Source organism: Mycoplasma sp. 773 (assembly GCF_053851515.1).
Genome location: NZ_JBSQAV010000001.1, coordinates 89923 through 108356, shown reverse-complemented (window position 1 = coordinate 108356; position 18434 = coordinate 89923). Strand labels below are relative to the sequence as shown.

Here is an 18434-nt window from a genome sequence, read left to right as displayed (position 1 = left end):
TACAGTAATTTATAATTAACTAAATTATAATATATAACAATTACATAAACAAATTAAAGCTAAAAAAGATACTTAATATAACACATATGGCAAATTATTAAATTAAAATCCCAAAAGACACCATGTTATTGTCTATTGGGATTTTAAATAAAAAGTTATTCAATTTTAATTATTATCATCATTTTCATCATTACCAGACAAATTATCATCCAATGGAACATCATGTTTTGCAAGTTCCTCTGCTAAGTCGTTTTTATATTTATCCTCAGTTATTTTTTTAGCTCCTGAAACTTCATTAAATAAATTATTAAAATCAACTTCTGAATAATCTACTTTTAATTGTTCTTTTGTTTTGCTTAGCCCTTCTGGTAATTTCATATTTTCAGCAATATATTCAATTTCCTCAGCAACGATTGTTTCTTTAATAATAAGAGCATCTTTAATTAACTCTAATAAATCGCGATTCTCTGAAATAATTTTATGTGCTTCGCGTTCTGCTGTAAGAATAATTTTGCGAATTTGTTCATCAATTTCTTGGCCAACCTTGTTTGAAAAAGAAGCATTTTTCATATAATCACGCCCTAAAAATGGATTTGATGTATCTTCCTCATACTTAATAGGTCCTAAATCAGATAAACCTCATTCAGTAACCATTCTACGTGCAATAGATGTTGCCTTAGCAATATCATCACTAGCACCAGTTGACACATTTTCCTTTCCATAAATAATTGCCTCGGCGACACGGCCACCCATAAATGAAGTAATAATAGCAATTAACTCTGATTTTGAACGATTGTATTTTTCTTCCTCAGGCATCATTAAATTATATCCACCTGCCTGACCACGAGGGATAATGGTAATCTTTTGTACCTTATTGCCGCCTTTCATTTTAATTCCGACAACGGCATGTCCCGCTTCATGATACGCAACTGCTATATTTTCTTTTTCAGAAATTGTTCTTGATTTCTTAGCAGGACCCGACATAACTCTATCAATAGCTTCATCAATTTGTTCTAAAGTAATAAATAGAGTTCTTTCTCTAACGCTCAATAATGAAGCCTCATTAATTACATTTTCGAGTTGTGCACCCGAAAATCCAGGAGTTCTTCTAGCCAATTGTGAGAAACTAATTTTAGGATCAACTCTTTTTCCTCTCGCATGTAATATTAGGATTTGTTCTCTTTCTTTAATATCAGGAAGTCCGACAGTAATAGTTCTATCAAAACGACCAGGTCTTAATAAGGCAGGATCAAGAACATCAGTTCTATTAGTTGCTGCCATAATTAAAATTCCACTATTTTCCTTAATGCCGTCCATTTCTACTAGCAATTGGTTAAGAGTTTGTTCTCTTTCATCATTTCCGCCACCAATTCCAGCGCCCCGCGATCTACCTACAGCATCCAATTCATCGATAAATATAATTGCAGGTGCATGTTTTCTTGCTTCTTCAAACATATCTCTAACACGTTTGGCCCCAAGACCAACGAACATTTCCACAAAATTTGAAGCAGAAATAAAGAAGAAGGGCACATTAGCTTCCCCTGCTGTAGCTTTTGCAATTAAGGTTTTACCAGTTCCTGGAGGCCCTCCAAGTAAAATACCTTTAGGGATTCTGGCACCCGCAGCATCATATTTATTAGGATTTTTTAAATAATCAACTAATTCTTTAACTTCTTCCTTAACTTCCTCATTTCCTGCTATATCTGAGAATTTTTTATTTGAATATACTCTTTGTGCTAATGATTTATTACCTATACCAAAATCACCGCCCAATCCTCTTCTTGACATTGATTTTAAGCTAAATACAATAGCAATAATAATAATTCCAAAGAAGATTACATTAATTGCTGGACTTATGTATTTTTCGAAGATGCCAGCCTGTGGAATTGGTGCTGAACTAAATGAGCCAGAAATACCACCACTTGTTGAAGTTATGGCACTAAGAGCTTCATAATATGTTTTAGTATTTGTTCATGAAATTAATGAAGATGGTAATTCCCTTTCTAATAATCCACTTAAGTTAATCGTAAATGAATAAGATGAAAAGGGATAAAATTTTCGACCAAGCAAAAATTGCAATTCATTCTGGGTCCCATTAACTGTAATATTTAAAGTATCAGAATAAGTATTTTCTAATCATTGCGAAACATAAAGACCATCAGTTTGACTTTTTGCTGTTTCTCTTACGACTTTTTCTAAAAAACCTAGATTCTCGTATTTGATTGAAGCAGCACGAATTTGATCAACTGCAATTAAAACAAGAACTATAAAGGCAACAATAGCAATAAAAATCCCAACTATTCCAAATAATCCAATTTTTTTCTTTTCTTTCGGTTGTGGAGAGTTATTTTTATTTCCCATATAAAACTCCTTTCTATAGTAATTTAATTTGATTTATTAGCAAAATTATAAAATAAAAATTAATTTTTACAAATTTTTAGAGACGCTTGCTTCTTATAGATAATTACTTCATCATTAATTTTAAAACCTTTAAAATTTTTTTGAGACATAATAAACTTTTTAAATGAATTTAATTTATTTAATGATATTTTAATATCCTTAACATTAGCGTGCAAATATTCAAATAAAATTTCATTAATATAACAATGATCAAAGTTTAGAATTTTATAATTGTAATTAGATTCCCTAAACTTTTTAAATTCATTATTTACAAGATTTTGTTTTTTTTCTAATTCTTTATTCAAGAATTTTAATTTTAAAAATAATTCATCTTTTTGTAAAGAAGAACATTTTTTTAGACCAATTCTAATTTTATTTCTAGTATATATAGGCAAATTATTTGTATAATCAATAGCATATAGAATCGCAAATTGATTACAGAATGCTAAAATTTCATCTTTGTATCACAAATTAATCATCGGTCTAAAAATATTCATGTTATTAATTTTATTTAATGGCATTATTCCATATTGTTTGGGGTGTCTAAAAGTTTGCTTCTGAAATAAGAATGTTTCAAGACAATCATCCTTGTGATGCGCAAGAACTAAATAATTAGCCTTATATTTATCATAAATTTTTTTATAAAATGTATATCTTTGATCACGTGCTATTTTTTGAAAATTACCAATATGATCATTTGATTTTTCTATTGAAAAAATTTCGCATACGATGTTATTTTTATAGCAAAAATCTCGAACTATTTTTTCATCTTTTCACGAGTCCTCACGCTTATTATAATTAACACAAGCAACAATAATTTTTTGATTTTTCATAAGATTGAGCAGTCACATTGAATCAGGTCCACCACTAATGCCAAGGATAAAGGTTTCATCCAATGAAACAAGGTTATTAATAAATTCATTAAAAAATTTTTGTCTTAATTCAATTAACTTATTTTCCATAAATTTTACCTGAATAGTTATTCATAACATAACGAATATCATTACTAATAAATTGAATTAAGGCATCAGATGCTACATCAATAACTTTTTCAATTACCAATGAATCACTATAACTAAATTTTCCTAGAACAAAGTTAATAGCGTTTTCCTTTCTACCAATCCCCACTTTTAAACGTTTAAAATCTTGGGTGCCTAGATGGTTTATAATGCTCTTAATGCCATTATGGCCTCCTGAAGAGCCTGATTGTCTAATAGTAACTTTACCAAGTTCGGTATCCATATCATCATAAACGACAATGATATCGTCGATCATTATTTCAAAATAATCGCAAATTGCTTTAATAAATTCGCCACTATTATTCATATATGTCAAGGGTTTAGCTAAAATTATTTCACTATCCTTATAAAAAATTCCATTAAACTTTTTTTCCTTTAGGGGACATTCTAATTTCTCGGCAAGTTTGTCAATAACCATGAAACCTACATTATGTCTTGTTCTCTCGTACTCAACACCTGGGTTTCCCAATCCAACAATTAATTTCATAATTTCTCCTTAATAATTAAAATTAAAACAAAATATTTGTTATTTATGATTTTTCATTCATAGATATTGAATATTAGTAATTCTTTTGGAATCGTCGTCATTTGCAATACCAAATTCTAGCGCACTTTTTTCACCTATAATAACACTATATTGCTTTGCTCTTGTTATTGCTGTATATATTAATTTTTTACTTAATAATTTTTTGGCTTCTGAGAATAAAATTACAATTACAGCCTTGCACTCACTACCTTGATATTTGTGAACACTTGTACAATAGGCTGAATAAGTATTTTCAAAGAAATAGGCTCTTGGTAAGGTAACCACTTTATCATCACTATCAAATTCAATGGAAATGTGTGATAAAATGGGTTCCTTTTTTGTTGTTGATTTAGCATATATAAATTTCGAAATATAACCTATTTCACCATTAAAAACTTTCAATTTAGAATCATTAACTAGGTTGATAATTTTATCATTAATTGCTAATGTTCTTTCACGATATTTAGCGACTTCAGGTTTTTCTTTATTTCTAAAATAACTAATAAGAGCCTCATTAACTTCATCAATACCAGTTTCATAACGATATATTGGGCTAAGAATAGCTATGTCTTTTTTTGTATAGCCTTGAGCTAATAATTCTTCAATCTTCTTAATTAATTTATTTTTAAGTTCAAGGCGATTTGTTGGATAAAATTCAGAATTTTTTGATTCAAAATCCGGAAATACCCCTTCATTTATTTTTAAAGCATCTTTAACAATATCAAAGTTTCCAGATTGACGATATATATTAGTTAAAATAATAGTTTTAAAAATATTATTCTCAATAAAATCTTTAATTAAGTAGCCACTGCCAATGGCCGGCAATTGATCCTTGTCACCAACTAAGATAATTTTAGTTAATGTATATTTTGATATACCTTTTAAAAGATTATAAAATAAATCCAATGACACCATTGAAAACTCATCAATAATTAAAATACCAATATCAGAGGTTGAATCTTCATTAGTAAAAAATCTGTTACTTTCTTGATCTCAACGCAAAAAACTATGAATTGTTTGGGCCTTCATATTTTCTTGCTTTATATTAATATTAATTGTTGCTCGACCAGTCGGAGTTAAAATTGCTATATCGTTATGATCATATTTTTTAGCTAATTGGTCAATAATTTCATTAGTTATTAATGTTTTACCAGTCCCAGGATTGCCAGTAATTAATACTAAATTCTCAGTTAAAGCCGATTTAATAGCTGTGACTTGTTGTGCATCAAAAATCGATGGAATATTTAAAATATTAGGCTCTTCGTAATTTGATTTCTTTAATATATATGAAAGACGCTTTACAACATATTCTTCTTTATAGATTGTATCGCGAGTAGTATAGTACTCACCATCAATGTATTTTAAAGAAATAAGCAATCTTTTTTCTAATAATTGGGCAACTGTCTCATCAAAATGTTTCTTAATACTATTAAAAATTTCATTATTAAAAATATTACATAGGGTTTTATAAAATTTATCTACTTTAATTCGCGTATTACCAGAATTAAAAAAATATTCTTCCACAAATGCATATAAATAAGTTGCGTTTTTTTGAACTAGCGATGTAGGATTAAATTCAATTGCAATCTTATCAATATCAGATATCTTAATATTTTCATATTCTTCAAGGTCAAAATAAAAATTGTATAAATTATCAAAATACTCATCTAGAAAACTTTTAAGGCTACTAAATTTCTTTAAAATTAACCTGCTTGTTGCCTTTGAAACATTAATCTTAAAAAGGTGTGATATATCAATTAAATATTGAAAGTTATTTTTTATTATTTCCACAAGTCTTTTTCAATCTTCCGCAGTGATACCAAATGTTTGCCCATAAAGCTTTTTATCGTCATAAATTTTTTGAAAAACATCTTCTCCTAAATCTCTTATCAATGTATTAAACTTAACATTTTTTAATTCATTAAATAGCTCTAATTTAAAAACTTGACTTAAATATTCATTTTTTTCCTCAATTAGAAGCTCAGATGTAACTTTTTTAAAAGGGATTTGGGAATCGATCAAATAACTATCATTATATTTTGAAAGGTTATTTTTAATTACGCTTATTTCATATTTTTTTTCGTGAATTTCAATTTTTAATTCGTCAAATAAATGATCATAAAAAGTTATGGTTATTGAATTATAGGAATTTAAGATTATTGGATTTTTTTTATCATTTTCTAAAACTTTAAAAGCCACAATTGCTGTACGCTGATCTCTTGATCTCCATAACACTTTTTCAAATGTTCCAGTTACTATAAAATTCTGTTTAAGCATATCTTTTTAATTGTAGCACAATCATACTTTTTTATGACCTATTTAAGGATATGCAAATTAAAGTTAATAACAACCATACTTTATTAAAAAAGTATAAAATTATTGATAGTTTAATTCAGGGAGTTTAAAATATGATTGATCTAAAATATCTTTTAAAAAATAAGGAAGAAGTAATTAGAAAACTTGCTAACAGAAATTTTGACCATTTAGCACTTGATAAAATTTATGAACTTGGTGACAAAAGAAATTCATTGATTCATAATTTAGAAGGTCTTCAGGCCAAAAGAAATAAACTAAGCGAAGAAATAGGAATCAAAAAAAGAAATAACCAAGATTATAACTTGCTAATGCTAGAAGTAAATGAAGCCAAAAAACAAATTGAATCAATCGAATCTGAAACAAATCAAATTGTCAAAGAAGTAAATAAGTTATTATTACAAATACCTAATATCCCGTATGATGACGTGCCAATAGGTTTAAGCGATGAGGATAATGTTTGCATTGGCGAATATGCTAACCTTGGACGTGGATTAGTTAAAAATGTCTTGCCGCATTATGAAATCGCAACTAAGCTTGATATTGTGGATTTCCAAAGAGCCGTTAAACTTTCAAAATCACGCTTTGCACTTTATAAAAACGATGGGGCTAGATTAATTAGGGCGCTTGAAAATTTCATGTTAGATACACATATAAAAAATGGATATAAAGAAATTATGCCAATGCACCTAGTTAATTCAAATATGCTTTATGGCACAGGACAACTCCCAAAATTTGGCGAAGATCTTTTTAAGGTCGAAAATAGTGACTTATGACTGATACCAACTGCCGAGGTTCCAGTCACCAATTTGCATTACGATGAAATATTAAATCTTGAAAATCCTATCAAATATGTCGCATATACTAAATGCTTTAGATCTGAAGCTGGAAGTGGTGGTAAAGATACAAAAGGCTTAATTAGACAACACGAATTTCACAAAGTTGAACTAGTTAAATTCGTTAAACAAGAAGATGGCTTATTGGAATGACAAAAAACGGTCAATGATGCAAAAAGCATTTTAGAATTACTAGAAATACCTTTTAGAGAGCTTATATTATCAACAGGTGATACGGGATTTGGGTCAGCTAAAACAATTGACCTTGAGCTGTGAATTCCTTCTGAGCAGAGATATCGCGAAACTAGTTCAATTTCAATTTATAAGGATTTTCAAGCGATTAGAGCAAAAATTAGATATAGAACTAAAGAGGGAAAAACTAAATATGCATACACAATAAACGGTTCTGGTTTAGCCATTGATAGAGTTGTTGCTGCTATCTTAGAAAATTATCAAAATGAAGACGGTTCGATAACTGTTCCAAAAGTTTTAGTTCCATATATGAATAAAGAAATAATAAGATAAATAAGTTTAGTATTTTAAACAACTAAATGTTATTAAGAAATCAAATTATAAATTCTTTATTATCCTAAAAATGGGGAAGAATAAATATGCAACCAGAGAAAAACGAAAATATTCAAAATGAAAATGTGTTATATGAGGAATCAAAAAATTTGTTAAAAAAACTTAATGAGCCGTTAAATTCCTATGAAGATTTCACTAAAATTTTCTCGATTGAGGAAATAAGTAAGAAACAACATGACGATTTTTGCAAACTATATGACGGGGAAGAAGAATATAACCAAGAATGGGGCCACACATTTTTCTGTTATTACTACTATCTTAGCAAACATAAAATTATTGACTCAATAAAAAGAGATTTCTTCCTAACAAAGTCAGAATCAGAAGAAAAATTATATAGTTTAACTACCTTAGAAATTCTTGACAAACTGCCAAATATGATTCTTTTTTTGGATAGAAAAATTCTTGCTAATAAATATATTTGACTAGACACCAAAATAGGCGAAATTCTATACTCAATGTATGGTGAAACAACATTTGGTTTTTTAGATAAATATTTTGAAACAAATGAAAGAATTACATTTAACCCTTTTTCATACATCATAAATCAAAAAATTTCTAAGCAACTAAAAAAATTGAGAAATACATATAAACTCGACAAAAAAATATGATCTAAATAAATAGATTAAAATTGTTTAAATTAAAACCGCATGCCTAACGTTGCGGTTTTTTTTATTAATAAAAATAACTTTTAGAACTCATGTGAAGTAATATTTAAACTATCCACAACAATAAATTTATCACCTTTTTTAGCACCATATTCCTCTAAAACTTGACGTCCAGCATCGTGATTATATTTTATTAAAGATCTTACAGCTTCTGAATGCTTTTCACAAAATACGCCCGCAGTTACTCCATAACTCCATACAAGTTTGTCGTCACTTACAACACCAATAATATGAGCATTAGGACGATACTTAGCTACCTCTTTTAATAATTTACCACTATGTGATAAAACAATAGCAAACTTATAATCGCCAGGTTGCAATATTGATGCTACTTCATAAGCAATTAGCATTCTTGAATTTTGATCATTAGCAACCTTTTGAATTTGTTTCTCATAGAATAATTCAGTAAAATATTCTTTTTCAGCTCTCTTCGCTATTTTGGCCATTGTTTTAACAGCTTCAACTGGATATTTTCCAGATGCGGATTCACCAGAAAGCATAGTTGCATCAGCACCTAATTCAACAGCGTAATAAACATCAGTAACTTCTGCTCTTGTTGGTAAAGGATTATTTTCCATTGAGTCAAGCATTTGTGTTGCAACGATAACATTCTTTCCTTGAATTCTTGCTGCACGAATAATTTTCTTTTCTCAATATGGAACATCATAATAAGGTATTTCTAAACCTAAATCACCTCTAGCAATCATAATTCCATCAGATGCTCTAATTATTTCGTCAATATTGTTAATTGCCATTTGAGATTCAATCTTTGAAATTATTTGAATATGTTGTCCGTTATGCTCATCAAGAATTTTTCTTATTTGATTAACCTGCGCTGCATTATTAACAAATGATGCTGCTATATAGTCAACTTTATATTGAGTTCCTCAAATAATATCATTAATATCTTTTTCTGATAAAAATGGTAGAGAGAAATTAACGCCCGGAATATTAACTCTTTTATTTGTTTTTAATTTATGAGAATTTATAGTTTCAACAATAACTTCATTAGGTTTTACTTCTTTAACAATAGTTACCAATTTACCATCATCAATCAATACCTTATTGCCTTCATTAACATCTAGGTCCATACGATATGAAACGGTAATAGTATTCTCATCTCCAATTAAATTTTCATATGATTTTTTATCTGTTCTAATAGTTAATTTATGTTTAGCAGGAATTAAGCAAACGCCATCTTGCATCTTACCAATTCTGATTTCTGGCCCCTTTGTATCCAACATCAATGAAATTGGTCTATCTATTTCTTTTGATATTTGTCTAGCAATGTCAAACTTTCTTTTATGATCGTCAATTGTACCATGTGAAAAATTTGCTCTAATGGTTGTAACACCAGCTTCAATTAAAGCTTTCATTGTTTCATAACTTTCACTTGAAGGTCCGACTGTAGCGACTATCTTAGTTCTTAGTTCATTAAATTTCATGTTATGCCTTTCGAAATTTTTTATATAATAAAATTTTACTCTTTATTTAAAACTTGTTTTTTTAAATAATGATAAAAATACCAAAATTACTTTCCTTTAAAGATTTTTTAATTTTACATTAGTTAAGATTTGACTGCAATAATAAATTAGCAAGATAAAAAATTATTTTTCTACTAATTTTAAGGGACAAAATATACAAGGTAGATAAAAATCTACACAAAGATGGGAACAAACAAATAAGATTCAATTATTAACTTTTTAAAACACCAAAAACTTATATGCTAAAATCAATTTTGTTTCTATATCTAAAGAATCTTTCTTTGCCAAAAACATATTTTTACAATAAAAATTGCACTAAAAAAACAATATATTTTAATTTTATAAATACAACTATAGTTTGAAAAAATATTTAAAAAACAAAATTTAAAAAATTAGTAATAACATATTAGGTTCTTTTTTACTTTATATTATTTAAAATTAAAATAAATAAATCTATCTTTAAGAAGCATCAAAAATTTTTTGCACTATAAATAGTAACGTCTATCATTTGATCTTAGTAGTTTCACTGATGATGTAGCATTCTTTAAAAGTTTATTTACTACCTAAAAATCAAAAATGTATGAGGATTTATAGTCTTGGCGCTTTTGATAATGCAATTAAAAATAAGCATTCAACACGGTTAATTGCAAAATAAAAATCGTTTTTATATAACAAAGTTCAATGTAAAGAAGCAATTTAATTGTCAAAATTCCCCTTTATTAATTTTTTGTAATCATAATTTTTAAAAGCTCATCTAAACTTTAAAAACTAATTATCATTATATAGTTTATGAAGCATTGCGTTGTTCTTCCTTTTAAAAGATGACTATTTGTAATTTCTTAATATCATAATATTAAATTGTTATAAAATTATTTAAGAATTAAAATAAATTTATATTTTAGGAAAAATTTATGGAAATTGGTTTTGATAATAACAAATATATTAATCTTCAATCTGATGAAATTAGGAAGAGAATTGATAAGTTTGGCAATAAATTATATGTTGAATTTGGTGGAAAACTATTCAATGACTTTCATGCCACAAGAGTTTTGCCAGGATTTAAACATGATGCAAAATTACAAATGCTGTTAAAACTTAAAGACGAAGTTGAAATAATGTTAGTGATTGCTGCCCAGGATATAAAAAACAGAAAAATAAGGTCTGACATTAATATTACATATGAAGAGGATATTTTTAGAATTATTAATAAATTTAAAAAATATGACCTTGAGGTTAAAAATGTTGTAATAACACAATATGAAGATTCTATTCAAATCAAGTCCTTTATTCATAGGCTAACTAAACGAAGGATTAATGTTGTTAAGCAATATCATATAAAAAACTATCCCCACGACATTGAACATATTGTATCTGAAAGCGGTTTTGGCAAAAATGACTACGCTATTACTAAAAAAAGAATCATTGTCGTAACGGCGCCAGGACCGGGATCTGGGAAATTAAGTGCAATACTTTCACAACTGTATCACGACAATAAGAATAATATAAAATCTGGCTATGCTAAGTTTGAAACTTTTCCCATTTGAAATCTACAAGTAAATCATCCTACCAACCTAGCATATGAAGCAGCTACAGTAGATTTAAATGATATAAATATGGTCGACTCATTTCATTGGAACGCATATAAAATCAAGGCGACAAATTACAATCGAGATCTTGAAGCATTTCCAATATTAAATAATTTATTAACAAAAATATACAATACATCACTGTACAAATCGCCAACAGATATGGGTGTTAATATGGCAGGATTTTGTATTACCAACGATCAAGCAGTTACCATAGCCTCTCAAAAAGAAATAGTATGTAGGTATTATCAAACCAAAGTAAATTACCAACAAGATAAATGTCCAAAAGTCTATCTAAATAGATTAAATAAAATAATCAAGAATAATAATATTGACCCTAATATTATAGGATCAATAAAATTTGCAAATGAATATACCAATAAAAATAATGTAGTTTGCTCAGCTATTGAAATAAATTCTGGTCATGTTTTGTTAGGGAAAGAATCTAAGTTATTAAATTCTAATAGTGCTGTAGTTCTAAATGCCTTAAAGTACTTTGCAAAAATTGATTCAACAATTGACGTTCTAAATCCTGATGTCATAGAATTAGTTAAGGATTTAAAACAAAACTTACATTACAATCATCTATCACTTGATGTTAAAGAAACGCTTATGGCCCTTTCAATTAGTGCGCTAACATCTAAAATAGCTAAAAAAGCATATGATCAAATTAATAAACTTGCTGGTTTATATTTACATAGGACCACAATATCAAGCGAATCTGATAAAGAAATTTTAAAAAGTATGGATATATATTTAACCGAACAAGTTGAAGTAATAAAACATTAAGGAGAAATTATGAAATTTAATCGTATATTTTTTATTGTAACAGATGGTTTAGGAATTGGACCTGAGCCTCGTCAAGAAGAATTTGGTGACAAAGGTGCAAATAGCTTATTGCATGCCTCTGAAGCCTTACCACTAGAAATTCCAACATGAAAATCATTAGGTGTTACCGAAGTAGCCAAAATTGCAGGACATAATCAAAAAGTAAAAAAACCGCTTGCATATGTTGCAAAAATACATGAGATATCAAATGGTAAAGATACTCTAACCGGGCACTGAGAAATGATGGGGATTTATACAGAAGTTCCAAACCCTCAATTTACTCAAAAAGGCTTCCCTGATGATTTGGTAGCTGAACTATCAAAAGCATTTGATGGAAGAAAAATTATTGGTAATAGAAACGCTTCTGGTACAGTTATTTTAGCTGAACTTGGTCATCAACATATGGAAAAAGGAGATATGATTATTTATACTTCTCCTGACTCGACTTTGCAAATCATTGGTGATGAAAAAACATTAGGTGTTGAAAAACTTACCGAATATGCAAAAAGAGCAAGAAAAATTTGTTCCTCAAAACCAGAATGGAATGTAGCAAGAGTTATATCGAGACCCTTCGTTTATGAAAACGGAAAATTTACAAGAACATTCAACAGACACGACTTTGCAAACAAACCAACAGGGCACATTATTCTTGAGGACTTACAAAAAAAGGGTATTGAGGTTATTGCAATCGGAAAAATTAACGACATTTTTAGTGGTGTTGGTATTGATAAAGTGTACGGCCCTGCTTCTGATGATGAAAATATGGACATTGCTATCAATATCGCTGCATCTTCATCAAAGAATCAATTTATATTTGTGAACTTAGTCCAATTTGATAGCCACTATGGGCACCGAGAAGATCCGATTGGATATAGTCAAAATGTTTCAAGATTAGATATTAAACTAGCAAAACTAATTAATGCTATGAAAAAAGATGACTTATTAATTATGACTTCTGATCATGGCAATGACCCAACCTTTGGACCAGACCATACCAGGGAAGCTCTACCTTTAACAGTTTATTCAAAATCATTCATGCATCCGAAAGTTTTAGGGTCGCTAAAAGGATTAGGAACAGCTGGTAATATTGTTGCTAGAAACTTTGATATTCCTACTGTAGCAACCGGCGATGATATTTTTGATGATTTAATATAACAGCTTATCTGGCTGTTTTTATTTATAAATAAAAATACAAAAACAAAAAAAACTATAAAATTATAAATTGTGAAAAAACTAGAAAAAATTACAACTCAAAAAGAGAATTTTGCAAAGTGGTATACCGATGTCATACAAAATGGTGACTTAATGGCTTATGGCTCTTCGAAAGGTTCGATCATATTCAAACCATTATCATTTGGAATTTGAGATAATATTCGCCTTATCCTTGACAAAAAATTTAAGACCTTAGGTGTTCAAAATGTCAACCTACCTCTTTTGATTCCAGAAAGTTTATTAGCGAAGGAAAAAAATCATATTGCAGGTTTCAATCCAGAATTAGCAACAATCACTGAAGTTGGTGGAAAGAAACTTAATGAAAAATTCTATATAAGACCAACAAGTGAAGTTTTATTCGGCGATTTCTTTAAAAACGAGGTTGAATCATACAATGATTTACCTTTAATTTACAATCAATGAGTCAATGTCCTTAGATGGGAAAAAACAACAAATCCTTTTTTGAGAACAAGAGAATTTTTATGACAGGAAGGTCATACACTACACTCTAATTCACAAGAAGCACAGGAACTAACTAAGAAAATGTTAGATGTATACACCAACTTTATTGAAGAATATCTAGCAATACCTGTTGTTAAGGGACAAAAAACCGAACATGAAAAATTTGCCGGCGCCAATTATACTTTTACTGTTGAAGCAATGATGAAGGATGGCAAAGCATTGCAAGCTGGAACAAGTCATTATTTGGGCCAAAATTTCACAAAAGCATTTGATATCACATTCAAAAATAAGGAAAACAAACTCGAAAATGCTTATGGAACATCATGAGGTGTTTCGACAAGATTGCTAGGCGCGTTAATAATGACTCATGGCGATGATAGAGGAATTATTATTCCACCTAAAATTGCTCAAATAAAAGTCGACATTCTTGAATTATTTGCCTCGAAAGATCCAAGAGTGGCACATGTTGCTGAACAAATTCATGAAAAACTAAATGAATTAAATATAGAATCAAAAATAGATAAAACTAATAAAAGTGCGGGGTATAAGGCTGCCAATTCCGAAATTCATGGTACACCTTTAAGAATTGAAATAGGTCCTCGAGATCTAAACGAAAATAAGGTTACACTTGTCAGAAGAGATACACTCGAAAAGATTAGTGTCTTTATTGATGAGGCAATAAATAAAACTCAAATGTTATTGGTTGATATACAAAATAACCTATTAAGTGAAGCGAAAAAGAGATTAACTAACAATATAAGAGTAGCTTCAAACTATACAGAATTCAAGAAACTGATTGAAGATGGGTATTGAGTTATAACTAAATTTAATGGCAACGGCGATGATGAAGATAAAATCAAGGAAGAAACCGGAGCTTCAACACGGTGCATACCTTTTAATGTCAATATATTGCCAGAGTATGAAAATTGTTTCTATACAAACAAAAAAACTGATAAAGTTGTTATTTTTGCTAGAGCATACTAAATGAACGGAGATTAAATATGTACAAGAAATTACTACAAAACGAATTAAACGACGATCACTTGACAGGCAAAGCGGTTTTGGCTTTTAGAGCGGTTTGATGTCCACCATGCCAAATGATAGGCCCAGAAATCCAACGTTTAGGCACAGAAAATGAAGGAATTAATGTTTTTGACTTTGATATTGATCAAAATCGTGATTTTGCACGTGAAATGAACGTATCAAGCATACCTTCATTGTTCTTCTATGTTGATGGAAAATTAATTAATACTTCACAAGGATATATGCCTGCTGAAGAATTAATTAAAAAATTTAACAACTAAATAAAATATGATTAATTTTAAACCAAAAGCCTATTTTACAGACTTAGATGGTACATTATTAGATTTACCTAAAACAAAAGAAGGACTAAGTAAGGAAAATTTTGAAATAGTTAAAAGCAAAAACGACTCGGGAATACCTTTCATCATTGCCACTGGACGTTACGCATCAGATTTTGTTCTTAATTTAGCTAAACAAACAAATTCGCCATATGTAATATGTCAAAATGGTGGTTTGATTGTTGATTCAAATGGTGAAACCATATTAAAAAACGAAATTCAAAAAGACACTGTAATGTCTATTGTTGAAATTCTAAAAGAAAAAAAATTATTTTTCATTTTCAATAGTGGTAACACAATCTACGGTACATCCTCTAAACTAAAGTTATTCAGACCTTGAATTAAAAATTTAATTCAAAAAACTTATGATGATATTCCTCATATTACTAATGCCACAAAAATCATTACCTTTGGCGGAAGCAGAAAATATATAAGAATGATAGCGGAAGAATTAGCTAAGAAATTCAGAAACCTTTCACTTCATATTGTTTCAAAGGGTTATGCGATTGAAATTAATGACATAAACGCAGGAAAAGGAAAAGCAATAGATTATGTCTGCAGACTTCTTGATATTAATCCAATTGAAACTGTACATTTTGGAGACTCAGGTAATGACACTTCAACAATCCCTTATGTAGGGGCATTTATCGCTATGAATAATGCGTTAAAAAACATTAAAATTCAAGCCAAATGAGTAGCTGGCTCTTATAAAAAATCTGGGGTTGCTAAGGCTGTAAAAAAGATCGAAGGTAATAATAACTAATTTTATATTTATTAATAAAATCAAAAATAAGGCACAACTTTTTTTAATGGGTTGTACCTTATTTTTTTGATTGTTTCTAGCAAACTAATACAATGGTGATATTAAATCTCATAATTTTAAGCAATATTTTTAATAAAATCCTCAAAATCTAAATTGTAATGATTTGTTAAATCTAAAATTTTATCTTCAAAATAAATTTCAAGACTGTTTTGCGATTCAAGAAGGGTTTTATCTGTATCGATATCTTTTATAAATGTTTGAAGATAATAATTCATTATTTCTTTTGTTTTAGTTTCAATATTTAAATCTTTAAATGCATTAGACAAATCATTTTTAAAATTATTCACTAATTCATCAATTTTTCCAAGCAAATCAATTCTAGTTTTTACGGTTTGATAATTAGCATCAGTCGAAAGGAATTTATCCAATAAAATATTAACAACATCATGATATGAATTTATTTCGATTGGATATAATAAAAACTTTTCATAATATTCTTTACCAAGGCTACCGTTTTGAACCTTGTCATTATAAACGTCTATTAATTTATTGGCAGATAATAAAAAGTCAATCAATTGTTTGTTAAATGTTTCCTTTTTTTCCCATCACAAATCATGTAAATCATAAAATTTTTGCAATTTAGGCATATCAATATTTAAATTATCATCATATAAACCATATCTTTGTATTCTTAACTCTAGTTGTAAATCTGAAAACGCTTTTTCTAGTTCGCCAAAAAACATTGTTTTAGGTGTATAAAGTTTTTGATATTTTTCTTCGATGTTTTCTTGGGAAGTTAAAGGATCAGTAAAATCATAAACATAATTGTTTCTATTAAAATAGGTATATAAAAGTGTTAAAAATCTTTTTAATAAAGGTGTATCAAGATTTTTGACTAATTGTCTATTAATAATAAATTTTTCATAATTTCAATAAAGTCCTTTGTCGTTATAATCCTTTTCTAGAACTTTTTTTAATTTATCATTAAAAACAAAAACATTTTTAAGTTCGTTAGGATAAAGTGGGGATGGGTCATTAGGATTATAAAAGTGCTGGCTGATTTGCTGTCTGACACCTTGCTCATATCTTTCTATAAATGCTTCGGTATTATAATAATGTCTCAATCCCGCTTTTTTAACTTCTTCAACATCTTTTAGATAAATTGGCAGTATTTTATTCTTAAAAATATTATTTAAGTATTCTGCCTTATAATAGCCGTCTGAGATTTTGAATTTTTCATCATTAAATTCTGAATTATCATTAAGAAACTTGCTAAATCTATAGTTACTTTGGTAGTAATCTTTATATTTTTCTTTAAAGTAATTATATTGTTCATTAAGTTCCTTAACATCGTAATTAAGAGCAAAAAATTTTAAGGTTGGTTTATCCTCGCCTTTGTACTTATATTTTAGTAGAATGTATAATTCAGCACTAGGATCGTTAATAATATATTTTTCGTCTTTTAATTGTTTAATGAAATTTTTATCAACAACCTTGATCTCGTTATATTCTAACTCATCCTTATTTGTTATTTTTAAAACCTTAGTATTATCTTTTAAATCTTTAAATAATTCTGGTTGAAATGGAACTTCTTCTTTTAAAACCACACTATTTTGTCTATCCATTGAAGGTTTAGTTTCTTTCGCTGGTAGCACAGTTTCTTTCTTCATTTGATAGGATTGACCTATCCTAATTCCGCCTAGCAAAGCGCCAACAACAACGCCCGTTCCAAAAATAAGTGGAAGTGCAATAGCTAATGCTTTCCTTTTTCTATTTTTTCTTTCTTCTTGCGAAACATTTCCATCTTGCATATATATTCTCCTTTTCATTTTATTAGCAATTTATATTAATATTTGATATTCGAAAATAAAATAACGCTTATTTTTTAAACGAATCTACAAATTTATTCTTTTATTTACTAATAGATTTTTCTATCTAGTTTTTACCGATAGATACGCGAAAATTTTAAATTATTTTTTATGCTTTTTGAAAAAAAAAAAAAAAAATAGCGAAAATATAAAAAATAAAATTTTTAAACCTTAAAACTATGCTTTTAAACTTTTTTTTAAAATTTAATTCTTGTTTTTTGCATTTTTATAATTTTTCTCTTGTGTAAAATTCTTTTAAATTTTTAAAAAATTCGATTTTTTTCATAATTAATTCCTTTTAATAACAAAAATCTAGACATTAATTTGTCTAGGTTTTTAAACTGTATACATCAATATAGGTTTATTTTTTATAAAAAAATTAATATCAAAGTTATTGCAAAAAACATTTTTGCTAAAAAAACTATTTAAACCAGCAAGATTTATAATGTCTTGCTAAAAATCCGTGTTCATACTACACATCATTATTTTCTTCTATATTTTTTGCACTAGCATTTTTTTTATATCA

General features: G+C 28.3%; 13 protein-coding genes. 7 read left to right on the top strand and 6 right to left on the bottom strand.

What is annotated here, in order from left to right; genetic code table 4:
* Positions 1–165: 165 nt before the first annotated feature.
* Genes ftsH through ACWXVJ_RS00360 form a run of 4 tightly spaced genes read right to left on the bottom strand, consistent with a single transcriptional unit; the run spans position 166 to position 6222 of the window.
* Positions 166–2361 (bottom strand): ATP-dependent zinc metalloprotease FtsH, encoded by a 2196-nt coding sequence (gene ftsH, locus ACWXVJ_RS00375; protein ID WP_455965999.1) that lies wholly within the window; start codon positions 2359–2361, stop codon positions 166–168.
* Positions 2362–2420: 59 nt separating this feature from the next.
* A complete protein-coding gene (gene tilS / locus ACWXVJ_RS00370; protein WP_455965997.1) occupies positions 2421–3362 on the bottom strand; it encodes a tRNA lysidine(34) synthetase TilS in 942 nt (313 codons plus the stop codon).
* Entirely contained in the window at positions 3352–3906 is a 555-nt protein-coding gene (gene pth, locus ACWXVJ_RS00365; RefSeq protein WP_455965995.1) for an aminoacyl-tRNA hydrolase, read from the bottom strand. Before pth ends, tilS begins: the two co-directional genes overlap by 11 nt.
* Before the next feature lie 39 nt (positions 3907–3945).
* Positions 3946–6222, bottom strand: a complete 2277-nt coding sequence (locus ACWXVJ_RS00360) for an ATP-dependent DNA helicase (RefSeq protein WP_455965993.1) — start codon at positions 6220–6222, stop codon at positions 3946–3948.
* Between the two features lie 131 nt (positions 6223–6353).
* Between ACWXVJ_RS00360 and serS the strand changes: the two genes are divergently transcribed.
* Complete coding sequence (gene serS / locus ACWXVJ_RS00355; protein WP_455965991.1) at positions 6354–7619, top strand: serine--tRNA ligase; 1266 nt, start codon at positions 6354–6356, stop codon at positions 7617–7619.
* An 86-nt stretch (positions 7620–7705) separates the two neighbouring features.
* Entirely contained in the window at positions 7706–8296 is a 591-nt protein-coding gene (locus ACWXVJ_RS00350; RefSeq protein ID WP_455965989.1) for a hypothetical protein, read from the top strand.
* A gap of 71 nt (positions 8297–8367) precedes the next feature.
* On the opposite strand, the gene pyk is transcribed toward ACWXVJ_RS00350, so the two are convergent.
* On the bottom strand, positions 8368–9789 hold the full coding sequence (gene pyk, locus ACWXVJ_RS00345; RefSeq protein WP_438340534.1) for a pyruvate kinase: 1422 nt from the start codon (positions 9787–9789) through the stop codon (positions 8368–8370).
* Positions 9790–10739: 950 nt separating this feature from the next.
* Between pyk and ACWXVJ_RS00340 the strand changes: the two genes are divergently transcribed.
* The 5 genes from ACWXVJ_RS00340 (at position 10740) to ACWXVJ_RS00320 (ending at position 16040) form a co-directional block, all read left to right on the top strand.
* A complete protein-coding gene (locus ACWXVJ_RS00340; protein WP_455965987.1) occupies positions 10740–12203 on the top strand; it encodes a DUF1846 domain-containing protein in 1464 nt (487 codons plus the stop codon).
* Between the two features lie 9 nt (positions 12204–12212).
* Complete coding sequence (locus ACWXVJ_RS00335) at positions 12213–13397, top strand: phosphopentomutase (RefSeq protein WP_455965985.1); 1185 nt, start codon at positions 12213–12215, stop codon at positions 13395–13397.
* A gap of 69 nt (positions 13398–13466) precedes the next feature.
* Positions 13467–14900, top strand: a complete 1434-nt coding sequence (proS, locus tag ACWXVJ_RS00330) for a proline--tRNA ligase (RefSeq protein ID WP_455965983.1) — start codon at positions 13467–13469, stop codon at positions 14898–14900.
* Between the two features lie 17 nt (positions 14901–14917).
* Entirely contained in the window at positions 14918–15220 is a 303-nt protein-coding gene (locus ACWXVJ_RS00325; protein WP_444704934.1) for a thioredoxin family protein, read from the top strand.
* A 7-nt stretch (positions 15221–15227) separates the two neighbouring features.
* On the top strand, positions 15228–16040 hold the full coding sequence (locus ACWXVJ_RS00320; RefSeq protein ID WP_455965981.1) for an HAD family hydrolase: 813 nt from the start codon (positions 15228–15230) through the stop codon (positions 16038–16040).
* Positions 16041–16156: 116 nt separating this feature from the next.
* Here the strand turns inward: ACWXVJ_RS00320 and ACWXVJ_RS00315 are convergent, their stop codons facing one another.
* Entirely contained in the window at positions 16157–17851 is a 1695-nt protein-coding gene (locus ACWXVJ_RS00315; protein WP_455965980.1) for a hypothetical protein, read from the bottom strand.
* Positions 17852–18434: the final 583 nt, after the last annotated feature.